This window comes from Saccharomonospora sp. NB11 (assembly GCF_015910535.1).
Taxonomy (GTDB): domain Bacteria; phylum Actinomycetota; class Actinomycetes; order Mycobacteriales; family Pseudonocardiaceae; genus Saccharomonospora.
In genome coordinates, this window is sequence record NZ_JACBJG010000013.1 from 32456 (window position 1) to 59120 (window position 26665).

The following is a 26665-nucleotide window of genomic DNA, read 5'->3' on the forward strand; positions in this document are numbered from 1 at the left end:
CATGGCGTCGCTCGACGAGCGCCTCGCGGCGCTGTCTCCGGAGAAGCGGGCTCTCTTCGAACGCATGCTGGCCGAGCGGGCCCAGCCCGCCGTCTACCCGCTCGCCGTGCTCCAACGTGGACTGTGGTTCCTCGAACAGGTGCGTCCGGACAACCCGGCGCACGTGGTGCCCGGCGCGGTACGCATCAAGGGACCGTTGGACACCGAGGTGCTCCGCAGGGCGGTGGCCGAGATCGTGCGGCGGCACGACGCGCTGCGTACGACGTTCGAGTTGCGCGACGGCAAGCCGGCGCAGCTCGTGCACCCGCACGTCACCGTCGACATCCCCGAGACGGACCTGCGTGGCCGCGAGGTGTCCGATGCCGAGGTCGAGAAGCTCGTCGCCGAGGAGCTCGCCCGCCCGTTCGACATCACCCGCAAGCCGCTGCTGCGGTTGACGCTGCTGCGCCTCGCCGAGGAGGAGTCGGTCCTCGTGGTGGCCATGCACCACCTGATCTCCGACCGCTGGTCGACCGGGGTGCTGCTCACCGAGCTGTCCGCGCTGTACGAGGCGTACTCGAAGGGCGAGCCGTCCCCGCTGCCGGACCTGCCCGTGCAGTACGGCGACTTCGCCGTCTGGCAGCAGCAGCGGCTGGCGGGCGAGCACTGGGCAGACGACCTCGCCTACTGGCGCGACCGGCTCGCGGGTGCTCCCGCCGCGATCGACCTGCCGACCGACCGGCCGCGCCCTGCCGTCCAGGGATTCGACGGCGGCTCCGTGCCGATCGAGCTGTCCGAGTCGCTGACCGCCGAGCTGAGCACGCTCGCCCACCGCCACGGCGCGACGCCGTACATGGTGCTGCTCGCCGCCTTCACGGTGCTGCTCTCCCGGTACAGCCGGTCGGAGGACGTCGTCGTGGGCGTGCCGGTGGCGGTCCGCGACAACGTCCAGGTCGAGCCGCTCATCGGCTACTTCGTCAACACGATGGCGATTCGCGCCGACCTCGGCGGCGACCCGACCTTCACCGAGGTCGTCGAGCGGGTCCGCGACGCCTGTCTCGGCGCCTATCGGCACCAGGACGTGCCGTTCGACCTCGTGGTCGCGGAGCTGAACACGACGCGAGACCTCAGCAGGCCGCCCGTCTACCAGGTGAGCTTCTCCTACGGCCGCGAGCCGGTGCCCGAGAGCGCGCTGGGCGGCGCCGAGCTGGAGCGGCTGACCGTGCGCAGCGCGGGATCGCGATTCGACCTCGAATTCCAGGCCTTCGACAACGGTGCCGGGGTCACGGGCTGGTTCGACTACGACAGCGCGTTGTTCGACGAGTCGACGATCGTGCGGATGGCCGGGCACTTCCGCAACATCGTGCGGCGACTCGTCGCCGACCCGGACCAGCGGATCGGTGAGGTGGACCTGCTCGACGACGCCGAGCGACAGCGGATGCTCGTCGACTGGAACGCCACCGAACGGAGCTGGCCGGACCGGGGGCTGGTGCACGAGTGCGTCGAGGCCCAGGCGAGGCACACCCCGGACGCCACCGCGGTGCGGTTCCTCGACGACAGCGTCAGTTACGACGAACTGAACCGCCGCGCCAACCGGCTCGCGCGCCGACTCCGCGCACTCGGGGCGGGCCGCGACGTGCTCGTGGGCGTGGCCATGGAGCGCTCCGTCGAACTCGTCGTGAGCCTGCTCGCGGTGCTCAAGGCCGGAGCCGCCTACGTGCCGCTCGACCCGGACTACCCGAGGGCGCGCCTGGAGTTCATGCTCGCCGACTCCGACGTCCGGGTGCTGCTGACACAGCGGCGTCTCGTCGAGGAGATCGACTGCCTGCGCGAGGCCACGGCCGAGGTGCTGTGCGTCGACGAGCTGGGAAGCGACCTGGCCGACGAGGCCGACGACGACCTCGGGATCGACGTCGACGGCGAGGACCTCGCCTACGTCATCTACACCTCGGGCTCCACGGGCAGGCCGAAGGGCGTGCAGAACGTGCACGCCGGAATCCGCAACCGGCTGTTGTGGATGCAGGACGAGTACGGGCTCGACGGCTCCGACCGGGTGCTGCAGAAGACCCCCATCTCCTTCGACGTCTCGGTGTGGGAGTTCTTCTGGCCGCTGATGACCGGCGCCACCCTCGTCCTCGCGCGGCCCGGCGGTCACCGTGACGGCGCGTACCTCGCCGAGCTGATCCAGGCCGAGGGCGTCACGACCCTCCACTTCGTCCCGGCCATGCTGCAGGCGTTCCTGGCCGAGCCGGTGGAGCGGTGCACGAGCCTGCGGCGGGTGCTGTGCAGCGGTGAGGAACTCCCGAGGGACCTGCAGGATCGTTTCCTCTCCCGTTCCCGGGCCGAGTTGCACAACCTGTACGGGCCCACGGAAGCGGCGATCGACGTCACGGCGTGGGCGTGCCGAGCCGACACCGCCGACGGCCCGGTTCCCATCGGCCGCCCCATCGCGAACACCGAGATCTACGTGTTGGACGCGGCGGGACGGCCGGTGCCGATCGGGGTGCCCGGCGAGCTGCACATCGGTGGGCGCAACCTCGCGCGCGGGTACCTGAACCGACCGGAGCTGACCGCCGAGAAGTTCGTCGACCACCCGTTCCGGCCCGGCGCGAGGCTGTACCGCACGGGAGACCTCGCCCGGTTCCGTGACGACGGTGCGGTGGAGTTCCTGGGCAGGCTCGACCACCAGATCAAGTTGCGCGGGTTCCGCATCGAGCTGGGCGAGATCGAGGCCGCGCTCGCGCGGCACGACCGCGTCCGCGAGGCCGTGGTCGCGACCCACGAGTACGCGCCGGGCGACCACCGGCTGGTGGCCTATCTCGTCGCGACGCCCGGCGAGCCGCCGGAGTCGGCCGAACTCGCGGCGCACGTGCGGGAATGGCTCCCGGAGTACATGGTTCCCGCGGCGTTCGTCGTGCTGCCCGCCTTCCCCCTCACGCCGAGCGGGAAGGTCGACCGCAAGGCCCTGCCCGCACCCGAGACCGACCGCCCCGAGCTGCGGACCAGTTTCGTCGCGCCCGAGGGACAGCTTGAGGCCGCGCTGGCCGAACTGTGGCGGGAAGTCCTCGGGGTCGACCAGGTCGGCGTGCAGGACAACTTCTTCGACCTCGGCGGCCACTCGCTGCTGATGGCCGAGGTCAGGACCCGTTTGGCGGCGGAGCTGGGCCATTCGGTGTCGATGGTCGAGCTCTTCCAGTACCCCACCGTGCGATCGCTGGCGGAGTACCTCGCCGGACGCGACACGGCACGAACCGACTCGCTGGCCGCGGCCGAGCAACGAGCGGAGGACCGGCGCCGTCGCAGCGCGCGACGGAGACGGACAGCCGATCGGCGTACCAGCTTCCGGACCGACACGTGAGGACAGGACTATGACACGGACGGACAGCGTCGGTACCGAGGCCGGCGCCGAGAACGCCGACCTCGACCACGTCGCGGTCATCGGCATGGCGGGGCGTTTCCCCGGTGCCCCCGACGTCGAGACCTTCTGGCAGAACCTCAAGGACGGCAAGGAGGGCATCAGCCGGCTCTCCGAGGACGAGCTGATCGAGGCGGGTGTTCCCCGCGAGGAGATCGAGCGCGACGACTTCGTCCCGGCGAAGGGGGTGCTCGCCGACGCCGACCTCTTCGACGCGAGCTTCTTCGGTTTCAGCCCCCGCGAGGCCGAGCTGCTCGACCCGCAGCACCGGGTGTTCCTGGAGTGCGTGTGGGAGGCCCTGGAGACGGTCGGGATCGACCCGCACACGTACTCGGGTCGGATCGGCCTGTTCGCGGGGTCCGGCGTGGGGTCGTACCTGCTGTTCAACGCCTCCCGCAACGACGCGGCGGTGGAGTCGAGCGGCCTGTACCAGATGATGCTGGCCAACGACAAGGACTTCCTCGCCACCCGAGTCTCCTACAAGCTCGGCCTCACCGGTCCGAGCGTCACCGTGCAGACGGCGTGCTCGACGTCGTTGACGGCGATCCACCTGGCGACGCAGAGCCTGTTGAACGGCGAGTGCGAGATCGCCATCGCGGGTGGCGTGTCGGTCTCGACCCCGCTCAAGAACGGCTACCGTTACGAGAAGGGCGGCATCCTCTCCCCGGACGGACACTGCCGGGCCTTCGACGCCGACGCCGGGGGCACCGTGCCCGGCAACGGTGTCGGCGTGGTGGTGCTGCGCAGGCTGGCCGACGCGCGGGCCGAGGGCGACCGGGTCGACGCCGTCATCCGGGCGACGGCCGTCAACAACGACGGCTCGCTGAAGGCCGGCTACACCGCCCCGAGCGTGGAGGGACAGGCGCAGGTCGTCGCCGAGGCGTGGGCCGTGGCCGACGCCGACCCGGCCACCGCGGGCTACCTGGAGACGCACGGCACGGGCACCCCGCTCGGCGACCCGATCGAGGTCGCCGCGCTGACCAAGGTGTTCCGCGAGAGCACACAGGACAAGGGGATCTGCGCGCTCGGCTCGGTGAAGAGCAACGTCGGTCACCTCGACGCCGCGGCGGGCGTCACCGGGTTCATCAAGACCGTGCTCGCGTTGCGCGAGGGTGTCATCCCGCCGAGCATCATGCACTCCGAGGCCAACCCCGAGCTGGAGTTGGAGTCGAGCCCGTTCTACGTCAACACCGAACTTCGTCCGTGGCCCTCGGGGCCCGAGCCGCGCAGGGCGGGGGTCAGCTCCTTCGGCATCGGCGGCACGAACGTACACGTGGTGTTGGAGGAGGCGGGCGAGGCGCCTTCGGTGCCGGTGAACCGCCGGGAGGAGTCCGCGTGGCTGTTGCCGCTGGCGGCGAAGTCGCCGAAGGCGCTGGCCGAGGGCGCCGGTCGACTGGCCGACCACCTCGACCGTGACGCCGAGATCGATCTCGGCGACGTGACCTATACCTTGTCGCGCCGCAGGCTCGGTTTCGAGCAGCGCCACGCCGTGGTGTGCCGGGACCGCGAGGACGCGGTCCGCGCGCTGCGGGAGCTGGCCGAGGGTCGCCAGGTCGCGACGGTCGCGTCGTCGGGCAAGCCCCGGGTGGCGTTCCTCTTCCCCGGACAGGGCACCCAGTACGTCGGCATGGCCCGCTCGCTGTACCGCCGCGAACCCGTGTTCCGCGAGGAGTTCGACCGGTGCGCGGACCTGTTCGCCCCGCACCTCGGCGAGGACCTGCGGACGCTGGTCTACCCGGACGTCGACGCCGACGAGGCGAGTGTCCGGCTGACCCGCACGGAGTTCGCGCAGCCCGCGCTGTTCGCGGTGGAGTACGCGCTGGCCATGTTGTGGGCGAGCTGGGGCGTGCGGCCCGACGTCATGGCGGGCCACAGCATCGGTGAGTACGTCGCCGCCTGTCTGGCCGGGGTGTTCTCGCTGGAGGACGCCACACGACTCGTCGCGGCGCGCGGACGGCTGGTGCAGTCCATGCCCGGCGGGTCGATGCTCTCGGTGTTCCTGTCCGAGCGTGAGGTCGTCGACTGGTTGGACGACGGACTGAGCCTCGCCGCGGTCAACTCGTCGGGGCTGAGCGTCGTCGCCGGACGGACCGAGGCGGTGGAGGCGCTGCAGCGGCGGTTGAAGGACGCCGGCATCTCGTGCCGCGTACTGCACACTTCGCACGCGTTCCACTCGGCCGACATGGACGGTGCGGTGGCGCCGTTCGTGGCCGAGGCGCGAGGCGTGACGCTGAACGCGCCCACGATCCCGTTCTTCTCGGACGTGAGCGGCGAGCTGATCACCGACGCCGAGGCGACTGACCCCGAGTACTGGGGACGGCACCTGCGGGAGCCCGTGCGGTTCGCCGCAGCGCTCGACGAGCTGCTGGCCGACCCGGACCTCGTCGCCGTCGAGGTCGGCCCCGGCACCACGCTGAGCGGGTTCGCGCGCGGACACGAGGCGTGGCGGGACGGCCGCACCGTCCTGGGGTCGCTGCCGCACCCGAACGAGCCGAAGGACGACCACGAGTACTTCCTGGCCGGTGTCGGCGGGGCGTGGTGCGCGGGCGTGCCCGTCGACTGGTCCTCCCGCTACGACGCGGACACCCACCGGCTGCTCTCCCTGCCCACGTACGCCTTCCAGCGGCAGCGCTACTGGTTGGACGCCACGGAGAACCGCCAGGCGCGCCCCGCCGAGGTCGAGCGTTCCGGCGAGTCGTTCTACACGCCCGGCTGGCGCCGACTGCCGCCGATCGCGGCGGCCGAGCTCGACCCGAACGCCGTCTGGGCGGTCGTGGGCACCGACACCGACCTCGGTGAGGCACTGGCACGACGCCTGGCCGACCGAGGCGCGTCGGTCGTGCGGGTCACGCCCGGCACGAGCCTCGACGGCGGCGAGGGCGCGTGGACCCTCGACGTCACCGACCGTGAGCACCTCGCCCGGCTGGTGACCGCGCTCGCCGACGACGCCCCCTCGGCGATCCGGATCGTGCACCTCGGAGCCGTCGCCGACGTCGCGGCCCCGAACGACCTCGACGTCGCCCGCCTCGACACGGCCCGGCGCGCGGGTTTCGATGCCGTGCTCGCGCTCGCGCAGGGCGTCACGGACGCCCGGCCCGGCGTGGAGGTGTCGGTGGACGTGCTGTGCACGGGCGTGTTCGGGGTGACGGGCACGGAGACGCTCGACCCCGCCAACGCCCTCGTGCTCGGGCCCGCGACGGTGTTGCCGCAGGAGACCCCGGACACGCGGTGCCGCGTGCTCGACGTGGGAGTCCCCGACGCGGGCGACCGGACCGTGGACGCCCTGCTGTCGGTGCTGACCCGGCGAAGCGACGAGGATCAGCTCGCGTTGCGCGGCCGCCACTGGTGGGCGCGGCAGTTCGACGCCCTGGAGCCGGCCGAGCGGCGCGACGGCCCGGTGCTGCGGGACGACGGCGTCTACCTGATCACCGGTGGTCTCGGCGGGCTCGGCCTCGCGATGGCCGAGGTGATCGCGCGGGACGCGGAGCGGCCCGTGCTCGGACTGCTGTCCCGTTCGTCCTTCCCCGGCGAGAAGGACTGGGACACGTGGCTGGCCGCCCACGAGGAGAACGACCCGACGAGTGTCCGCATTCGACGGCTGCGCGGGTTGCGCGACCAGGGGGCACGTCCCGTGGTCCTGCGGGCCGACGTCACCGACCGGGCAGCGACGGAGGCCGCCGTCGCCGAGCTGCGTCGTGTGGGAGGCGGGTTGCACGGCGTCGTCCACACCGCCGGGCTGCCCTCCCGCGGCATGATGGCGGGCAAGACCCCGGCCGAGGCCGAGGAGGTCATGGCCGCCAAGACGGTCGGCACCCTGGTGCTCGACCAGGTGTGTAACTCCGAGGAGCTGGACTTCCTGCTGCTCTGCTCGTCGGTGACCGCCACGTTGGGTGGTCCGGGACAGAGCGACTACTGCGCCGCCAACGCCTTCCTCGACGCCTTCGCGCAGTGGAAGCGACAGGAACACGGCGCTCCGGTCACGGCGGTCGAGTGGGACACCTGGCGCGACGTCGGGATGGCGGCCGGGCTCGTGTCCGACGTGGGCGGCCACGGTGACGGACCGGCCCCGGAGCACCCGTTGCTCGCCCGGCTCGTCAGCTCGTCGGCCGACGCCCGCACCTACTCCACCGTCTTCAGCACGGCGGACACGTGGATCGTGGCGGACCACCGGATCATGGGCCACGGGCTCGTGCCCGGTACCACCTACCTGGAGCTCGTGCGGGCGGCCGTCGGTGCCGAGGACGCCGACCGGGACGTGGAGATTCGCGACGTCGTGTACCCGATGCCGGTCGTCGTGCCGGACGGTCAGACCCGCGAGGTCTACACCACCATCGAGCGGAGCCCGGCCGACCCCTCGTCCTGGCGGTTCACGGTGCGCAGCCGCGCCGAGGACGGCAACTGGCAGGAACACGCCACCGGTTCGGCGGTGCTGCGGGAGCGGGAGGACGACGTCCGCGAGGACCTCGACCGACTGCTGGCCGACTGCGCGATCACGGAGATCCTCGACACCGAACGCAAGGTGAAGCAGGCCCTGCGGCTCGACCGCTTCGAGAAGGGCGGGCCGATCGAGTTCTCCTTCGGTCCGCGCTGGGAATGCATGCGCGAGATCCGGGTCGGGGAGAACGGGGTCTTCGCGACCCTGCGGCTCGACGACGAGTTCGCCGCCGACCTCGACTCCTACGTCCTGCACCCGGCACTGCTCGACGTCGCGGGCGGAACGGCGCGGGTGAACGCTCCGGAGACCTACTACCTGCCGTTCACCTACCGCAGTCTGCGGGTGCTGCACCCGATGACGAGCACGGTGCACTGCGTGGTCCGGATGCTGGAGTCGGCGGACGCCTCGGGTGAGACCCTCACCTGCGACCTCGACATCTACGACCCGGACGGTCTGCTGCTCGTCCGCATCACCGGCTTCTCGATCAAGCGGATCAACGACCTCCTCGGTCTCCGCGAGCAGATCGAGCGGTCGGTGTCGGCCCCGCAGGTCGATGGCGACGCCGGCACGTCGGTGGACGGTGTGTCCGGGACGCTGCAGGCGCTCGCCCACGGGATCAGCGAGGCGGACGGCAAGGCCGCGTTCGCCAGAATCCTGGCCGCGGACGTGCCCGACCAGGTCGTGGTCGCGCATCGCGACTTCGACACCCTGCGCGCGTTGTCCCGCACCATCACGCCCGCGCTGCTCGCGCGGGAACTCGACGACCTCGCCCCGAAGTCCGGCAGCCACCCCCGGCCCGACCTGCCGACGCCGTTTGTCGCCCCGGAGACGGAGGAGGAACGCGCCGTGGCGGCCATCTGGCAGGAGGTGCTGGGCATCGACGAGGTCGGTCTGAACGACGACTTCTTCGCTCTCGGCGGACATTCGCTCGCCGCCGTGCAGATCGGCACGAAGGTGCAGAACCGGTTCGGTGTCGAACTCGACCTCCGTCGGTTCTTCGAGGCGCCGACGGTGGCCAACACCGTGACCCTGCTGTCCGCCGACACCGCCGGTGCGGGTGCCGAGGAACGGATCCCGGCGTTGCGTCGTGAGGAGCCCGTCGACCCGGCCGACGTGGACGACCTGTCGGACGCGGAAGTGGAAGCCCAGCTGCAAGAACTCCTCGCCGCCGAGGCCGGCGCGGAGACCGAGGACCAGGAGTACGGCGCATGACCGACATCGACCTGAGCAGTCTCTCACCCGCCGAGAAGCGCGCGTTGCTGGCGGAGCGGCTGCGCAAGCGCGGCACCAAGTCCCCGGTGCGCAGGCGCCGGTTCCCCGCCTCGTTCCCGCAGCAGCGCATGTGGTTCCTCGACCAGCTCGACCCGGGCAGCTCCGCGTACAACGTGTCGGCGGCCGTGCGCGTGCACGGCAAGCTGGACATCGACCTCTGGCGGCGGTGCCTCGCCGAGATCACCCGCCGCCACGAGTCGCTGCGCACGACGTTCGACGAGGTGGACGGCGAGCCCGTGCAGGTGGTGCACGACACGGGCGAGCTTGAGCTGACCGTCGTCGACTGTGCCCACCTGCACGGCCCCGACGGCGAGGCCGGCATCAAGGAGCTGGCACGCAAGGAGTTCGCTCGGCCCTTCGACCTGGGCAAGGGCCCGTTGATGCGGATGCGGTTCCTGCGGCTCGCCGACGACGAACACGTCCTGTTGCTGACGATGCACCACATCGTCGCCGACCTGTGGTCGACCTCCGTGCTGTTCGGGGAGCTCGTGACGCTCTACCAGGCCGAGGTCACCGGCTCGAAGGCCGAACTGCCGAAGCTGCCCGTGCAGTACGCCGACTACGCCTCGTGGCAGCGCAAGAAGTTGTCCGGACCGGCCTTCGCGGCCGAAGTGGACTACTGGAAGCAGTCGCTCGAGGGCGCGCCGCCGATCCTCGAACTGCCCACAGACAGGCCGCGGCCCGCCGTGCTGTCCAGCCGCGGTGGGTCGCGGCCGTTCCACTTGTCGGCCGCGCAGATGGACCGGGTGCGCGAGCTGAGCCAGCGGATGGGTGTCACCCCGTTCATGACCATGCTCGCGGCCTACGTCGTGCTGCTCCACCGGTACAGCCGGGAGGACGACATCGTGGTCGGCGTGCCGGTCGCGAACCGGGGTCAGGCCGAGGTCGAGCCGCTCATCGGCTACTTCGTGAACACGCTCGCGCTGCGCAACGACGTGTCCGGCAACCCGTCGTTCGCGGAGCTGCTCGGCCGCGTGCGCCAGGTGTGCCTCCAGGGGTTCGCGCACCAGGAGGTGCCGTTCGACCGTCTCGTGGAGGAGCTGTGCCCGGAGCGGGACCTGTCCCGCTCGCCGATCTTCCAGGTCTCGTTCGTGTTCCAGAACATCCCGGTGCCGGAGTTCGACGTGGGTGGTCTGCGGCTCGAACTGATGGACGTGGAGAGCACGACCGCGCGGTTCGACCTCGAACTCCAGGTGTTCGAGCGGGCCGACGGCCTCGACGGCTACTTCGAGTACAACAGCGAGCTGTTCGACGCCGCCACCATCGACCGGCTGGGCGCCCACCTGAAGGTGCTGATCGACAACCTGCTCACCGACCCCGACCAGCCGATTCTCGACATCGCGCTGCTCACGGAGGAAGAGGAGCGGCAACAGCGGCAGGAACGGGAGGACACCCGACGCGACTGGTCCGACCGGCGGCTCACCCACGAGCGCATCGAGGGGCAGGCCGACACGAGGCCGGACAAGGAGGCGGTGTACTGCGAGGGCAGGACGCTGACCTACGCCGAGCTCGACACCGCCGCGAACCGGTTGGCCCACCGTCTCCGGCGGCACGGCGTGGGGCGCGACGTGCTGGTGGGCGTCAGCCTCGAACGGTCGCTCGACATGGTCGTCGCCGTGCTGGCCGTGTTGAAGGCGGGCGGGGCCTACGTGCCGCTCGACCCCAAGCTGCCGCCCGACCGCATGGCGTTCATGCTGGAGGACTCCGAGCTGCCCGTGCTGCTCACGGAGTCGTCGGTGAAGCCGAACCTGCCGGAGTCGAAGGCCACCAAGCTGTGCGTCGACGAGCTCGCCGCGGAGCTGGCCGAGGAGTCCGCCGAGCGGCCCGCCGTGGAGGTCTCCGGCGACGACCTCGCCTATGTCATCTACACGTCGGGTTCGACGGGGCGCCCGAAGGGCGTCCAGCTTCCGCACCGCGCCCTGCACAACCTCTTCCACGCGATGAAGGAATGGCCGGGCATCGACGCCGACGACAGTCTGCTCGCGGTGACCACCCTGTCGTTCGACATCGCCACCCTCGAACTGCTGCTGCCCCTCGTCGAGGGGGCGCGCGTGGTGCTGGCCACCCGCGAGGTGGCCACCGACGGCAAGCTGCTGGCCGACGAGATGGCCGTGACCGGCGCGACGATGATGCAGGCGACGCCGTCCACGTGGCGGATGCTGCTCGACGCAGGCTGGCAGGGCCGTCCGGGCTTGCGCGGGTTGATCTGCGGTGAGGCGCTGCCGCCGGACCTGGCCCGCAGACTGCGCGCGAAGGGCGTGGACCTGTGGAACATGTACGGCCCCACCGAGACCACGATCTACTCGCTGGGCACCCGGATCGTCGACGACACCATCACCATCGGCGGCCCGATCGCCAACACCGAGGTGCACATTCTCGACGCCGAGGGGCGGCCCGTCCCGCCGGGTGTGCCCGGTGAGCTGTTCATCGGGGGCGCGGGGCTCGCGCGGGGTTACCTCAACCGGCCCGAGCTGACCGCCGAACGTTTCGTCGACAACCCCTTCGACTCCGAGATCACCGACTGGCTGTACGGCACCGGAGACCTCGTGCGGCGCAGGGCCGACGGCCGGATCGACTACCTCGGTCGACTGGACCACCAGGTCAAGCTCCGCGGGTACCGCATCGAGCTGGGCGAGATCGAGTCCGTCCTGCTGTGGCAGGAGCAGGTGAAGGACACAGTGGTCGTCGTCCGCGAGGACGTCCCGGGCGACCAGCGCCTCGTCGCCTACGTCGTGCCGGACCCCGCCGCGGGCTCCGAGGACGAGGTGCGCAGGCAGTTGCGCAGCGCGCTCGCGGCGAAGCTGCCCGACTACATGGTCCCGTCCGCGTTCGTCCTGCTGGACGCGCTGCCGAGGACGCCGAGCGGCAAGACCGACCGCAACGCACTGCCCGCACCCGAGATGAGCAGGCAGGGCGGCGAGCGGACCTACGTGGCACCGCGCACCGCCGAGGAGAAGACGCTGTGCGAGCTGTTCTCCCAGGTGCTCGGCGTGCCCGAGGTCGGCATCGACGACAGCTTCTTCGCCCTGGGCGGGCATTCGCTGCTCGCGACGCGACTCGTGTCGCGAATCCGGGCGACGCTCGACGTCGAGCTGCCGGTGCGCAGCCTGTTCGAGAAGCCGACCGTGGCGGAGCTGGCCGAGCTGCTGCGTGAGGAGGACACCGACACGCGCCCCGCGCTGCGGCCGATGCCGAGGCCCGACTCACTGCCGCTGTCTTTCGCCCAGCGGCGGCTGTGGTTCCTCCACCAGATGGAAGGCCCGTCGCCCACGTACAACCTGCCGATGGTGCTGCGCCTGTCCGGCGAGTTGGACGTGGACGGTCTCCGTGCCGCGCTCGCCGACGTCGTCGCCCGGCACGAGTCGCTGCGCACGGTCTTCCCGGAGACCACCGGGGCGCCGTGCCAGCGCGTGCTCGCTCCCGAGCAGGCGCGTCCCTCGCTGCCCGTGACGGAGGTGGGGGAGGACGAGGTCGACGAGGCCGTGGCCGCCTCGGTGCGTCACACGTTCGACCTCGCCACGGAGATCCCGCTGTACGCGGAGCTGTTCGCCGTCGAACCCGACACGCACGTGCTGGCCGTGGTCGTGCACCACATCGCGGCCGACGGTTGGTCTCTGGCGCCGTTGCGGCACGAGCTCGCCGTCGCCTACCGGGCCCGCTGCGCAGGCGAGCAGCCCGGCTGGGAGCCGCTGCCCGTCCAGTACGCGGACTACACGTTGTGGCAGCGCGAGTTCCTCGGTTCGGCCGAGGAGCCCGACAGCACGTGGACCCGGCAGCTGGACTACTGGCGTCGCGAGCTGGCCGGACTGCCGGAGCGCATCGAGCTGCCCACCGACCGGCCCTACCCGGCCGAGGCGTCCCACGAGGGCGACACGCTCACGTTCCGCTGGGACGACAAGCTGCACGAAGGTCTGGCCCGGGTGGCCCGCGAGTGCGACGTCAGCATGTTCATGGTGCTCGACGCCGCGCTGGCCGTGCTGCTCGGTCGGCTCGGCGCGGGCGACGACATCCCCCTCGGCGTGGCGAACGCCGGACGCGACGACGAGGCCACCGAGAACCTCATCGGCTTCTTCACCAACACCCTCGTGCTGCGCCACCGGCTGTCGGACCGGCAGACGTTCCGGGAGCTGCTCGCGGCGGTCCGGGAACGGACCCTCGACGCGCTGGCGCACCGCGACATCCCGTTCGACGCACTGGTGGACAGCCTGCGGCCGACCCGGTCGATGGCGCACCACCCGCTGATCCAGGTCATGCTGTCGTGGCAGACCGTGTCCGACGAGACGTTGGACCTGCCGGGCGTCACGGCCGAACCGATGGTCGTCGGTACGAAGACGGCCAGGATGGACCTGTCGTTCCTGCTCTACGAACACCTCGACACCGACGGCAGCCCGCGTGGCCTCGACGGCGGTATCGAGTACAACGCGGACGTCTTCGACGCGGAGACGGTGCGGACGATGGTGCAGCGACTGCGCCGGGTCCTGCTCGCGATGGTGGCCGACCCGGATCAGCCGATCGGCAAGGTCGACCTGCTGACCTCCGGCGAGCGGCACCGGGTGCTGGAGGAGTGGAACGGCACCACGTCGACGGTGCCGGACGAGGGACTGCCCGAGCTGTTCCGGGCGCAGGTCGCCCGCACCCCGGACGCCGTCGCGATCAGCTGCGGCTCCGAGCGGTTGACCTACGCCGAGCTGTCCGAGGCCTCCGACCGGCTCGCCCTGCGGCTGCGGGCACTGGGAGTGGGCACCGGCGACGGTGACAGCGCGGTGTGTCTGCTCATGGAGCGTTCGATCCGGCTCGTGGTGGCGATCCTGGCCGTGGTCAAGGCCGGTGGCGTCTACGTCCCCCTCGATGCGCGCTATCCGCGGTCGCGCATGCGCATGATCATGGAGGACACCGGCGCGACGGTGTTGCTCGTCGACGGGTCGGAGAACGACCTTCCGGACACCGAGGGCGTCCACGTCCTCGACGTGACCGCCGACCACGACGAGGCCGGCGACCCGGCCACGCTGGAGGTCGCGACGGTCTCGCCCGAGAAGGCGGTCTACGTCATGTACACCTCCGGCTCCACCGGGCGGCCGAAGGGCGTCACCGTGACGCATCGCAACGTGGCGGCCCTCGCCGCCGACCACGTGTGGCGCAGCGGTCGCCACGAGCGGGTGTTGATGCACTCGCCGACGGCCTTCGACGCCTCGACCTACGAGATGTGGGTTCCGCTGCTCTCCGGTGGCCACGTCGTCGTGGCTCCCGCGGGTGAGCTGGATCCCGACACGTTGGTCAGGACCATCACCGAGAACGACGTCACGGCCGCCTTCTTCACGACCGCGTTGTTCAACCTGCTGGTCGAACGCGCGCCCACGGCGCTGGCGGGCATCCGCGAGATCCTCACCGGTGGTGAGGCGCACTCCCCGGCGATCATCACGAAGGCGCTGGAGTCGTGCCCGGACACGAGGCTGGTGAACATCTACGGTCCGACGGAGACGACCACCTTCGTCGTCCTCCAACCACTGGAGTCCATCGTGGACGGAGTGGTACCGATCGGTCGGGCCATGGACGACACCCGTGCGTACGTGCTCGACGAGGGCCTGCGGCCGGTGCCCGTCGGGGTCCCGGGCGAGCTGTACCTGGCCGGTGAGGGCCTGGCCAGGGGGTATCTGGGCCAGCCGGGGTTGACGGCACAGCGCTTCGTCGCGTCCCGGTTCGGCGCTCCGGGCGAGCGGATGTACCGCACCGGTGACCTCGTCCGCTGGCGTCCGAACGGGCAGCTGGAGTACCTGGGCCGCACCGACAACCAGGTGAAGATCCGTGGCTTCCGGATCGAGCCCGGCGAGATCGAGAGCGTGCTGGAGACGCACCCGGCCGTGGCGAACGCGACCGTGGTGGTGCGCCGGAAGCCGACCGGTGGCAAGGACCTCGTCGGCTACGTCGTGCTCACCGACGGCGAGCAGGCCGAACCGGCGGCACTGCGGGCGTACGTCGCCGAGCGGTTGCCGCAGTACATGGTTCCGGTCGCGGTGATGGTGCTCGACGAGTTCCCCCTCACCCCGAACGGCAAGATCGACCGTCGAGCGCTGCCGGACCCCGAACTCGGCGCCGACGCGGAGTCGCGGGCGGCGAGCACACCGGTGGAGCGCGCGCTGAGCGAGGTGTTCACCGAGGTGCTCGGTGTGCCGGACGTCGGGGCCGAGGTGGGCTTCTTCGACCTCGGTGGCGACAGCATCCAGGCGACCCAGCTCGTGGCCCGTGCGCGGGAGGCGGGCTTCGTGTTCACGGTCCGCGACGTCTTCACCCATCAGACCGTCGCGGGCCTCGCGGAGGTGGCGACCCCGGTGGCCGAGGCCGCTCCGGTGGTCGAGGACATCGGTACGGGCGAGATTCCGCTGCTGCCGGTCATGGAACGGCAGCGGCAGCTCGGCGGCTCGGTCGTCGGCTTCGACCTGTCGGCCACGGTCGTCCTGCCCCGGGACGTCGACGAGGAGCGGCTGACGACGGCGTTGCAGGCCGTGCTCGACCACCACGACGCCCTGCGGACGCACCTGGCGGTGGACGCGGACGGCGGGTGGTCGCTGCACGCGGCCGAGCCCGGCACCGTGCGAGCCTCCGACCTCCTGCGTCGTGTCGAGCTCGCGGAGGAGTCGGACCCGGCCGCCCGCATCGCCGAGGAGTCGGCCGCGGCCAAGCTCCGGCTCGACCCCGAGGCGGGCGTGATGGTGCAGGCGGTGTGGTTCGACACCGGCGACCGGCCGGGCAGGTTGCTGCTGGCCGTCCACCACTTCGTGGTCGACGGTGTGTCGTGGCGCGTCCTGCTCGCCGACCTGGCCGCCGCGTGGGACGCCGTCGTGGAGGGCCGCACACCGGAGTTGCCGAAGGTCGGGACGTCGCTGCGTGGGTGGGCCGGTCGGGTCGCCTCCGAGTCCGCGCGCGCCGCGTACCGGGCCGAGTTGCCGCACTGGCGGGGCGTCCTGAACGACGTCACCCCGGTGGTGGCCGGTCGGCTGGACCCGGAGCGCGACGTGACCGGAACCGAGGGCAGGCTGAGCGTCAGCCTGCCGGTCGAGGACACCTCGCCGCTGGTGACCGGGGTGCCGGGGACCTTCCGCAGCGGCATCCAGGACGTGCTGCTGACCGCCTTCGGGATCGCGGTCGCGCGGTGGCGGGAACGCCGGTCCGGCGAGAGTGCTTCCGTGGTGGTGGACGTGGAGAGCCACGGCAGGCACGAGCAGGTCGTCGAGGGTGTGGACCTCTCCCGCACGGTGGGGTGGTTCACCAGCATCTACCCGGTGAGCCTCGACGCCGGCGCGCTGTCGTGGGAGGCCGTGACCGAGGCGCGCGGCGAACTCGCCCAGGCCGTCGTGGGCACGGGCAAGCGGTTGCGCCAGGTTCCCGACAAGGGGCTCGGCTACGGCGTGCTGCGGTATCTCGACCCCGAGAGCGCCTCGGAACTCGCCGAGTTGCCCACCCCCGACGTGCTGTTCAACTACCTCGGCCGTGTGCCCGTGACCGAGGAGGAGACGCCCTGGCTGCCGCCGAAGGACGAGCCGGGTGACGGTGCCGCGCCGGGTGCGGCGGCCGTCCGGCCGCTCACCCACCCGCTGGAGGTCAACGCGGTCACGCAGGACGGCCCGGACGGTCCGCGGCTCACCGCGAACTGGAGCTGGGCGAGCTCGCTGCTCACCGAGGACGACGTGCGGGAGCTCGCCGACGCGTGGTTCGAGGCACTGCGGGCCATCACCCGCTGCGCGCAGGCGGTCGACGAGCGGCTCGTCGAGATCGAGGCGGACGAGCCCGAGACGACGTCGACCGGTGTCGCCGACGACCCGCTGCACTCGCCGATTCCCACCGGCGACCGCAGTGGCGGGGTGGGACTGACGTTCGGCCAGCTGGAGTTCCTCCTGCAGCCGGTCGGACCGAACCACGCCCACCACGGCGTCATCGTCGCCTGGCGGGTGCGCGGCGACCTCGACGTCGAGGCACTGGAGCGGAGCCTGGACGACCTCGTCGTCCGCCACGACATCCTCCGCACCCGGTACGTCTACCGGGGGTCCGCGACCATCCAGTTCGCCGATGGCCGACCCGTGTGGCCGATCGCGAAGGCCGACTTCAGCGACCTCGACGAGGCCACCCGACAGGAACGCCTCCACGCGTTGCTGCAGACGGAGACCGAGACGCCGTGGCGTATCGAGGACGGTCGTCTCGTGCGCGGACACCTGGTCCGACTCTCCGAACGCGAACACGCTCTCGTCCTCGTCGCCCACCACATCCTGGTGGACCACTGGGGCTTCAGCGTGATCATCAGCGAGCTGACCGAGCTGTACGCGGCGCACTCCACGCAACGGCCGCCGGCGCTGCCCGAGGTGATGGTCCAGCACCTCGACTACGCGGCCTGGGAACAGCACCTGCTGTCCTCGGGGGCGCTCGACGAGCACGTCGAGCATTGGCGGAAGGAGCTGGACGGCGCGGCACGGACGCTGACGTTCGAGGCGCCCGAGCACCAGCGGGCCTCGATCGTCGACGGCTACAGCCACAGCTTCGTGGTCGACGCCGAGGTCATGAACGCGGTGAAGGACGCCGCCCGCAAGGAGGGCGTGACCCTCTTCATGGTGCTGATGGCCGCCTTCCACGTGCTCCTGCACAGCTACTCGGGTGCGTCGGACATCGCGGTGAGCCATCCGCTCGCGGGGCGGGAGCGTCCGGAGAGCCGGTCGATGGTCGGCCCGTTCATCAACGTGATCCTCAACCGCTCGCGGATGAAGGACGACCCGACGTTCAGCGAGCTGGTGCAGCAGGTGTACCAGGCGGAACTCGACGCCTACTCGCACCAGAACGTGCCGTTGCGCGCGCTGGTGCACGACGGGGTCATCGGCGAGGGCAACCAGCTCCCGCTGCGGCTCATGCTGAACCTGCTCGGGGTGCCCGGCAGCTCGCTGACGTTGGAGAACCTGGACGTCGAGCCGCTGAACATGCGGGTCGGCGACGAGAGCCCGCTGCCCGAACTGATCACCGCGATCGAGCCGCACAACCTCGACCTCTACCTCGTGGCGCGCGAGCGAGAGGGAGCGTTGCGGGGCATGTGGGTGTACTCGCCGGACTACCTGGAGCCCGAGGTGATGGGTGCGCTGGTGCGGTACTGGCCCGCGCTGCTCGACCTCGTCGCCCACAACCCGCACCTGACGGTCTCGCAGCTGCGTGACCGCATCCGGGAGGTCGACGACACGGAGGCGGGACGGTGACGTTCCACGGCACGCAAGGGAGGACGCGATGAACGGCGGACGCAGGCCGGTGGCTCTGGTCACCGGAGGATCGCGCGGGATCGGTCGCGCCACCGCGCTCCGGCTCGCCGAGGACGGCTACGACGTCGCCTTCTGCTACGTCTCCGACTCCGACGCCGCGCGGTCGTTGGAGAAGGAGCTGCTCGACCTCGGTGCGGGGGTGTACGCGCGGCGCACGGACGTGTCGGACGCGACCTCGGTCGCCGCGCTGGTCGAGGGGGCCGAGGACGCGCTCGGCCCCCTGACCGCCGTGGTCAACTCGGCAGGGGTCGTGCGTGACATGCCTCTGGCGATGATGGAGGACGCCGACTGGAACGCCGTGCTGCGGCCGAACCTCGACGGCGTCTACCACGTCTGTCGTACCGTCGTCGAGGGCATGATGAAGCGCCGCGGCGGCGTGATCGTCAATCTGTCGTCGATCGCGGGCCTGCACGGCAATCCGGGGCAGGCCAACTACGCGGCGGCGAAGGCGGGCATCGTCGCCTTCACCAAGTCGGTGGCCAAGGAGGTCGGCCGCTACGGCATCCGGGCGAACGTGGTGGCGCCGGGCTTCATCGACACCGATCCCGTCCGCACACTTCCGGTCGAGGTCCTCGACCGAGCCAAACAGCGAATCCCGCTGCGTCGGCTCGGCACCCCGGACGAGGTCGCCGACCTGATCTCGTTCCTGGTTTCCGACCGCGCGGCGTACATCAGCGGAGCCGTGTTCCAGATCGACGGCGGAATGTAGGAGACCATGTCGAAGACCGATACCGACGCCGGCCCGGGCTGCCCCATCACCAACGGGCTGCCGACGGAGCGGGAGAACCCGTTCGACCCGCCCTCGGCTCTGGCGAGTGCCAGGGCCGAGGGGCCGATCTGCCGTATGACCTTCCCCGACGGGCACAGCGGTTGGCTGGTGACGGGGTACCAGCAGGCCAGGGAGATCCTCGCCGACAAGCGATTCTCGTCGGCCGCCTCGCACAAACACCTGGCGTTCCCGTCCGACCGGCCCTCGGACATGGAGGCCGGGATCCCCGGGCTGTTCGAGCACATGGACCCACCGGACCACACCCGGTTCCGGCGGCGGTTGATGGGGCAGTTCACGGTGCGCCGGATGCGGCAGCTCGTGCCGAGGATCGAGGCGATCGCCGCCGAGCGCTCCGAGGCGATGCTCCACAAGGGACCGCCCGCGGACCTCGTGACGGACTACTCGGTGCCGCTCTCGTCGCAGGTGATCTGTGAACTGCTCGGGGTGCCGCTCGCCGACCGCGACCGGTTCGAGGGCGACTCGGAGAAGCTGCTGCGGCTCGACATCACGCCGGAGGAGGCGTCGGCGGGGCTGGCGGACCTCACCGCGCTCGTCAGCGAGTTGTTGCAGCGCAAGAAGGCCGAGCCCGAGGACGACGTGCTGAGCGTCCTGGTGGCCGGTGACGACATCAGCGAGCCCGAGGCCATCGGCGCGACGCTGCTGCTGCTCGTCGCCGGGCACGAGACGACGTCCAACATGCTCTCGCTCGGCACATACGCGCTGTTGCGGCACCCGGACCAGCTCGCCAAGCTGCGTGCCGACGAGTCGCTGCTGGAGGGCGCGGTCGAGGAACTGCTGCGTTACCTCACGGTCGTGCATGTCGGGGTGCAGCGCAGTCCCACCGAGGACGTCGAGATCGCGGGCGTTCCCGTGCGGGCGGGGGAGACCGTGCTCGTGCACCTGCCGAGTGTCAACCGCGACCCCGAGCAGTTCGACGACCCCGACCGGCTCGACGTCACGGGCGGCGGAGTGGGTCACCACCTGACGTTCAGCCACGGCATCCACCAGTGCCTCGGGCAGCAGCTCGCCCGGCAGGAGCTGCGCATCGGCTTCGGCACCCTGCTGAAGCGCTTCCCGGACCTGAGCCTGGCCGAGGCGGAAGAGCCTCCGATGCGAACGAACATGGCGGTGTACGGAGTGCACCGGCTTCCGGTGAGGTGGTGAGGCGAGCGACGCGACGTTCGAGCTGGTGACGACCTTGTCGGGGTAGCAGTCGACGCCCCGGTGCTGATTCTTTTCGGACCTGGGGCGTCGACCAGTCGTTCCCAGGCGAATGACGGAAGGTGAGAAGACCGAGATGACCCAGAGCTCGTGCCCGATCACTAATGGACTGCCGACCCACCGTGAACGTCGCTTCGACCCGCCGGACGCGGTGCGCAGTCTGCAGGCGGATCGGCCGATCTGTCGCATGACCTTCCCCGACGGGCACAACGGCTGGCTGGTGACGGGGTACCAGCAGGCCAGGGAGATCCTCGCCGACCAACGATTCTCCTCGGACATCGCGGTCAAGCACATGGCGTTCCCCACCGATCGTCCTGCCGACCTGGAGGCCGGTGTTCCCGGTCTGATGGAACACATGGACCCGCCGGAGCACACGCGCATCCGACGGCGGCTGATGGGGCAGTTCACGGTGCGTCGAATGCGCCAGCTCGTGCCGAGGATCGAGCAGATCGCCACCGACTACGCGGAGGCGATGGTCCGCAAGGGACCGCCCGCGGACCTCGTGGACGACTTCGCCCTTCCGGTGTCGTCGAAGGTGATCTGCGAGCTGCTCGGTGTACCGTTCTCGCTGCGTGACAGGTTCGAGAGCGACTCGGAGAAGCTGCTGCGACTGGAGATCGAACCCGACGAGGCGCGGGCGGCGTTGACCGACATCACCGGCCTCGTCGACGACATCCTCAAGCGCAAGCGGGCCGAACCCGCCGACGACGTGTTCAGCGTGCTGGTGACCGCCGACGACATCGCCGAGGCGGAGATCCTCGGGGCCACCCTCATGCTGCTCGTCGCGGGCCACGTGACGACGGCGAACACGTTGGCGCTCGGGACGTTCGCGCTGCTGCAGCATCCCGACCAGCTCGCCAAGCTGCGTGCCGACGAGTCGCTCATCGAGAACACGGTGGAGGAACTGCTGCGCTACCTCACGGTGGTGCACATCGGGGTGCAGCGCAGCCCCACCGAGGAGGTCGAGATCGACGGGGTCACGATGCGCCCCGGCGAGGCCGTCCTCGTCCACCTGCCGAGCGTCAACCGGGACCCCTCGCGGTTCCCGGACCCCGACCGGTTCGACATCGACAACGGTGGACTGGGCCACCTGACGTTCAGCCACGGCATCCACCAGTGCCTCGGGCAGCAGCTCGCCCGGCAGGAGCTGCGTATCGGCTTCGGCACCCTGCTGAAGTACTTCCCCGACCTGCGGCTCGCGGTGGACCCGGAGGAGGTGCCGATGCGGTCGAACATGGCGGTCTACGGAGTACACAGCCTGCCGGTCACCTGGTGAACCGGCCGGACGAGAGGGACTGAAGTGGTGACTGGCGCGCTGGCGGAGCGTTCGCCCTTGCGGACGTGGCGGTTCGGCAGAGTCATAGCGGCGGAGTTCGTCTCCGCGATCGGCACCCAGATGACGCTGTTGGCGCTGCCGTGGTTCGTCCTGATGACGAGCGGCTCGCCGTCACAGATGGGGCTGGTGTTCGTCGCCGAGATCCTGCCGGTGCCGCTGTTGAGCATGCCGGCGGGCTTGCTCGTGGCCCGGTGGGGTGCGCGCCGGGTCTCGATCGTCGGCGACCTCGTCAACGCCGTGCTGCTCGCGTCCGTGCCCACGCTGTATCTGCTGGACATGCTGCCGTTCGGCGTGTTGTTGACGATCGTCGCGGGTATCGGTGCGGTCAACTCGACGTACTTCCCCGCCCAGCGCATGCTCTTGTCGGAGGTCATCGGGTCCGACGAGGGCGCAGTCACCGCGGGCAACGCGTTGTTCGAGACGGCGACCTCGACGGCGAGGCTGATCGGCCCCGCCGTCGCGGGGTTCCTCGTCGGATGGGTCGGCGCCACGAACGTGTTGTGGATCGACACGGGCACGTTCGTGGTGTCGGCCCTGCTCCTGCTGGGGGTGCCGCGCGACACCGCGGCCCCGCGGCAGGAGTCCTCGTCCTCGGGCAGGATGCTGGAAGGTGTCCGCTACCTGTGGCGTGACCAGGTGCTGCGGCGCATGTCGCTCGCGGCGTTCGGTTACGGCGCGCTGATGCCCGTCGTCATGATCGCGTTGCCCGTGATGGCCCGTGACCGTTACGAGGCGAATCCGCAGGTGGCCGGATGGTTGTTGGCCGCCTGGGGTGGGGGAACCGCGGTGGGCACGCTGATTGTCGCGTGGCTCGCCCGGCGGATTCCGCCGATCAAGCTGGCCGCGGCCGGCAGCGTGGGCGCCGCCCTGGCGTTGTGGTTCGTGCCGTGGGACCAGCCGTTCCTCACCGAGGCGCTGGCCGTGGCGATGAGCTGCATGTTCCTGCCCGCTGTCACCGCGCCCGCGGTGGCGTTGCTGACCACCCGGCCACCGGAGCACATCCGTCCGCACGTGGTGCCGCTCTTCGGGGCGGCGGTCTTCGTGGCGAGTCCGCTCTCGTACGCGTTGGCGGGCGTGCTCTTCGAACACGTCGCGATGAGTGCCGTGCTCGCGGGGGTGGCCGTGGGCGCGACTCTGTGCGCGTTGGTCCCGATCAGCCTGGTCCGTCGCCCGGCCGAGGACTGACCCGGCCGGGCGTCTCCGGCGTCACGGGCAGCGGATCACCTGGCTCGCGTAGGCGAGTCCCGCGCCGAAACCCAACAGCAGCACCGGAGCTCCACTGGGCAGCTCGCCCCGTTCGACGAGTTTCGACAGCGCCAGCGGGACGCTGGCCGCCGAGGTGTTCCCCGAGTCGACCACGTCGCGTGCCACGATCGCGTCGCGCGCTCCGATCTTGCGGGCGATCGGTTCGATGATGCGCAGATTCGCCTGGTGGGTCACGATCCCGGCCAGGTCGGCCGGGTCGACACCTGCCCGCGCGCACGCCTCCCGGGCGACCGGGGCCAGGGTGGTCGTCGTCCAGCGGAACACCGCCTGCCCGTCCTGCCGGAACAACGCGGGCGGGCCGGTGGGCCCTGTGGTCTCGATCGTGATGCGGTCTCCGCTCTGTGGTTCCGACCCCCAGACCACGGGACCGACACCGGCGGGGCCCGGCGCGTCGGTGCCGGAGACCACGACGGCACCCGCGCCGTCACCGAAGATCACGCAGGTGGTCCGGTCCTCCCAGTCGATGAAGTCGGACATCTTGTCGACGCCGACGACGAGCGCGTTGCGGCTGGTGCCGTTGCGGATGGCGTGGTCGGCGGTGGCGAGCGCGTAGCAGAAGCCGGAACACGCGACGTTCACGTCGAACGTTGCCGCCGACGGGACGTCCAGCGCCCTGGCCACTCTCGCCGCGACGTTCGGCATCCGGTCGACCGCGGTCGCGGTCGCCACGACGACGAGGTCGATGTCGGTCGCGTCGAGTCCCGACCTGACGAGGGTCTTCCCGGCGGCGGCCACGGCCATGTCGGCCACCGACTCGGTGGGCGCGGCGATGTGCCGGGTGGCGACGCCGACGCGGCTGCGGATCCACTCGTCGGACGTGTCGACGCGAGCGGCGAGCTCGTCGTTGGTCACGGCGCGGGAGGGAACGTAGTGGCCGACGGACACGATGCGGGAGGTCAGGCCGGCTCTGGGGGGTGCGGTCCGTGTTGTCATCGATCGTCCTTCGTCTCGCGCGGAACGGCTGCTCACTGCGGGTCGACCCGGAAGCGGTTGATCTCGGGAAGGAAGCGCTCACGTCGCTCGGGGTCGCTCACCCCGAGGCCTTCCCCCGGCGCGAGGCAGAGCACGCCGACCTTGCCCTGATGGACGTTGCCGTGGACGTCGCTCGTCGCCTGCCCCGCCTGATCGAGTGGGTACACAGTGGACAAGGTGGGGTGGATGCGGCCCTTCGTGATCAGCCGGTTGGCCTCCCACGCCTCGCGGTAGTTCGCGAAGTGCGTGCCGATGATGTTCTTGAGGTTCATCCAGAGGTAGCGGTTGTCGTAGGTGTGCTGGTAGCCGCTGGTGGAGGCGCAGGTGACGATGCTGCCGCCGCGTTTGGCGACGAAGACGCTCGCCCCGAACGTCTCGCGTCCGGGATGCTCGAACACGATGTCGGGGTCGTCACCACCGGTCAGTTCGCGAATCCGGGCGCCGAAGCGCTTCCACTCGCGCGGGTCCTGCGTGTGCTCGTCGGACCAGAACCGGTACCCCTCGGCCTTGCGGTCGATCACCAGCTCCGCGCCCATGCGACGGCAGAGCTCGGCCTTCGCAGGGCTCGACACCACACACACCGGGGTGGCTCCGCCGTTGAGTGCGAGCTGGGTGGCGTAGGACCCGAGACCGCCGGTGGCACCCCAGATCAACACCACGTCGCCCTGCTTCATGCCGGCGCCGTTGCGTGACACGAGCTGACGGTAGGCCGTCGAGTTGACCAGCCCCGATGCGGCGGCCTCCTCCCAGGTGAGATGGGCGGGCTTCGGCATCAGCTGATTGGTCTTCACCAAGGCCAGTTCGGCGAGGCCGCCGAAGTTCGTCTCGAAACCCCAGATGCGCTGCGCCGGGTCGAGCATGGTGTCGCTGTGCCCGTCGGGGTGCTCCAGCGCTACGTCGAGGCAGTGCGCGACGACCTTGTCGCCGGGCTTCCAGTTGTTGACGCCCGGCCCCGTGCGCAGGACGACGCCGGAGAGGTCGGAACCGAGCACGTGGTAGGGCTGGTCGTGGCGGGCCGCCAGCGGTGAGGTGCGGCCGTAGCGCCGCAGGAAATTGAACGTGGGCAGCGGTTCGAAGATCGAGGACCAGACCGTGTTGTAGTTGATCGAGCTGGCCATCACCGCCACGAGGGCCTCACCGGGGCCCAGCTCGGGTACGGGCACCTCGTCCAGGTGCAGCGACTTCCTCGGGTCCTTGTCCGCGGTCGCCATGCCCTCGAACATGTCGACCTCGTCGGCGTGCACCGTCACTCCCCGGTAACTCGTCGGTACGTCGATCCTGCCGATGTCGTCGAGTTCGTCGGCCAGAATCGCATCGAGAATCTTCTGCACGGATACCTCCGAAGAGCGTGTGATGGGGAGCGTGAGGACTTGCTTTTCTTAATGCTTACGAATGAGTAAGTCCATGCTTAAAAGCATTGAATTCGAGACGTTCGACGTGGGTGTCCGACGTTGTTCGGCCGAACGTCGCAACGCCGTGCTGGCTGCCTGCTTGAGCTGGGCTCGTAGGCTGTGACCAGCGACTGTGCGGATGTTGTCCCGTCATTCGCGGGTATGCGAAATGCACGGGTGCACGTGTGAAACTGAACCGTTGCGGCGTGCTTGTCCGCCCGCTACTGTCGAGACCGTTCCGCCTGTCCGGGTCGGCGGAATGATTTCCGATCAAAGTGGTTTCAGCTGTGTCTGGGGTCGGCTCGCGGAGCTAATTTTTTTCTCGTGGGGAGATGAACCGTGTCGGATCGAGTCGTCGAAACGGCGAAGCCGTGGGCCGAGGTCGCGCGATCGATCGAGTTCGTCCCCACGCGGTACGCGGTGCGGGACCAACCCGAGTCGGTGGCGCGCGAGATGCTGCGTTGCGACTCGACGGGCATCGACGAGCTGGTGGACGCGGGCCTGCCGTACGAGCTGAAGTCCGGGGTCCGACACTTCGACCCGAACGACCTCTACAACCTCGGCATGTACTCGAAGTCGTCGAGGACGCAGCCGGAACTGACCTTCCGGATGCTCTTCCGGTTCGCCGACCGCCCCGTGGACCCGTTGTTGAAGCCCAAGACCTGGGCCATGCGGGTGCGCCTGGAGTGCCCCGAGTGCACGGAGGTCGCGCCGTGGCGGTTCGAGGCCCCCGACGTCGTCCGCTTCGGCGGGCGAGTCGACGACGCCGTCGCGCCCGAGGCGTCGACCGGATCGGCCGAGTTCTCGGCGACGGTGACGACCACCGGTGCGCGAACTCCGTTGGTCTCGACCGAGTTGCGCCGCTTGACCCGCGACTATCTCGACGCCGGCTACCGCTGGCAGATGGTTCCGGTGGCCATGCAGGCCGACTACGAACTGGTGCATTCTCTCGGTGCCACAAGCTGCATCGCGGCCAGCCTCTTCCTCGCCGAGCAGTTCCGCGCGGCCGGGTACCGCGCCGAGGCCAAGCGAGGGTGGTTCTGCGGAGTGCTCGGTGGTGCACTCGACCTTCCCCATGCGTGCGTCGAGGTGATCGACGACGACGGCGCGGTGAAGACCGTCGACATCGCCAAGGCACAGCTTGCGGCCAGGCTGTCGGCGAACACCGCGCAGTTCCAGGAGCTGTGTCTGGGATCGATCTACAACAAGGTGATCCCGTCCACTGCCTCCGGCAACGCGCCCTTCGGCTACCACGACTGTGCTTCACCGAAAGCGGTGCAGGTGTACTCCGACATTCGGCCGGCCCGCTGACCAGCGGGTGA

General features: G+C 70.3%; 10 protein-coding genes. 8 read left to right on the plus strand and 2 right to left on the minus strand.

Annotated features, from left to right (window positions below):
- The first annotated feature begins 1 nt into the window (after position 1).
- From JAV51_RS17850 to JAV51_RS17880, 7 genes are all read left to right on the plus strand, one after another.
- The gene (locus JAV51_RS17850; protein ID WP_197321889.1) at positions 2-3337 is read left to right on the plus strand and encodes a non-ribosomal peptide synthetase; all 3336 of its coding nucleotides are present in this window, start codon (positions 2-4) and stop codon (positions 3335-3337) included.
- Positions 3338-3347: 10 nt separating this feature from the next.
- Positions 3348-9041 carry a type I polyketide synthase gene (locus JAV51_RS17855; protein WP_197321890.1) on the plus strand — a complete coding sequence of 1898 codons (5694 nt, stop codon included), beginning with the start codon at positions 3348-3350 and terminating at the stop codon, positions 9039-9041.
- The gene (locus tag JAV51_RS17860; protein WP_197321891.1) at positions 9038-18328 is read left to right on the plus strand and encodes a non-ribosomal peptide synthetase; all 9291 of its coding nucleotides are present in this window, start codon (positions 9038-9040) and stop codon (positions 18326-18328) included. The genes JAV51_RS17855 and JAV51_RS17860 overlap by 4 nt, the downstream gene beginning before the upstream one ends.
- 28 nt (positions 18329-18356) lie before the next feature.
- On the plus strand, positions 18357-19097 hold the full coding sequence (fabG, locus tag JAV51_RS17865; RefSeq protein ID WP_197321892.1) for a 3-oxoacyl-ACP reductase FabG: 741 nt from the start codon (positions 18357-18359) through the stop codon (positions 19095-19097).
- 6 nt (positions 19098-19103) lie between these two features.
- On the plus strand, positions 19104-20321 hold the full coding sequence (locus tag JAV51_RS17870; protein ID WP_197321893.1) for a cytochrome P450: 1218 nt from the start codon (positions 19104-19106) through the stop codon (positions 20319-20321).
- A 133-nt stretch (positions 20322-20454) separates the two neighbouring features.
- Positions 20455-21654, plus strand: a complete 1200-nt coding sequence (locus JAV51_RS17875) for a cytochrome P450 (protein WP_197321894.1) — start codon at positions 20455-20457, stop codon at positions 21652-21654.
- Between the two features lie 27 nt (positions 21655-21681).
- A complete protein-coding gene (locus JAV51_RS17880) occupies positions 21682-22899 on the plus strand; it encodes an MFS transporter (protein WP_197321895.1) in 1218 nt (405 codons plus the stop codon).
- Between the two features lie 21 nt (positions 22900-22920).
- Here the strand turns inward: JAV51_RS17880 and JAV51_RS17885 are convergent, their stop codons facing one another.
- A complete protein-coding gene (locus tag JAV51_RS17885; protein WP_197321896.1) occupies positions 22921-23913 on the minus strand; it encodes a beta-ketoacyl-ACP synthase III in 993 nt (330 codons plus the stop codon).
- A 32-nt stretch (positions 23914-23945) separates the two neighbouring features.
- Entirely contained in the window at positions 23946-25283 is a 1338-nt protein-coding gene (ccrA, locus tag JAV51_RS17890) for a crotonyl-CoA carboxylase/reductase (protein WP_197321897.1), read from the minus strand.
- A 399-nt stretch (positions 25284-25682) separates the two neighbouring features.
- Between ccrA and JAV51_RS17895 the strand changes: the two genes are divergently transcribed.
- Positions 25683-26654, plus strand: a complete 972-nt coding sequence (locus JAV51_RS17895) for a hypothetical protein (RefSeq protein WP_197321898.1) — start codon at positions 25683-25685, stop codon at positions 26652-26654.
- Positions 26655-26665 lie beyond the last annotated feature (11 nt).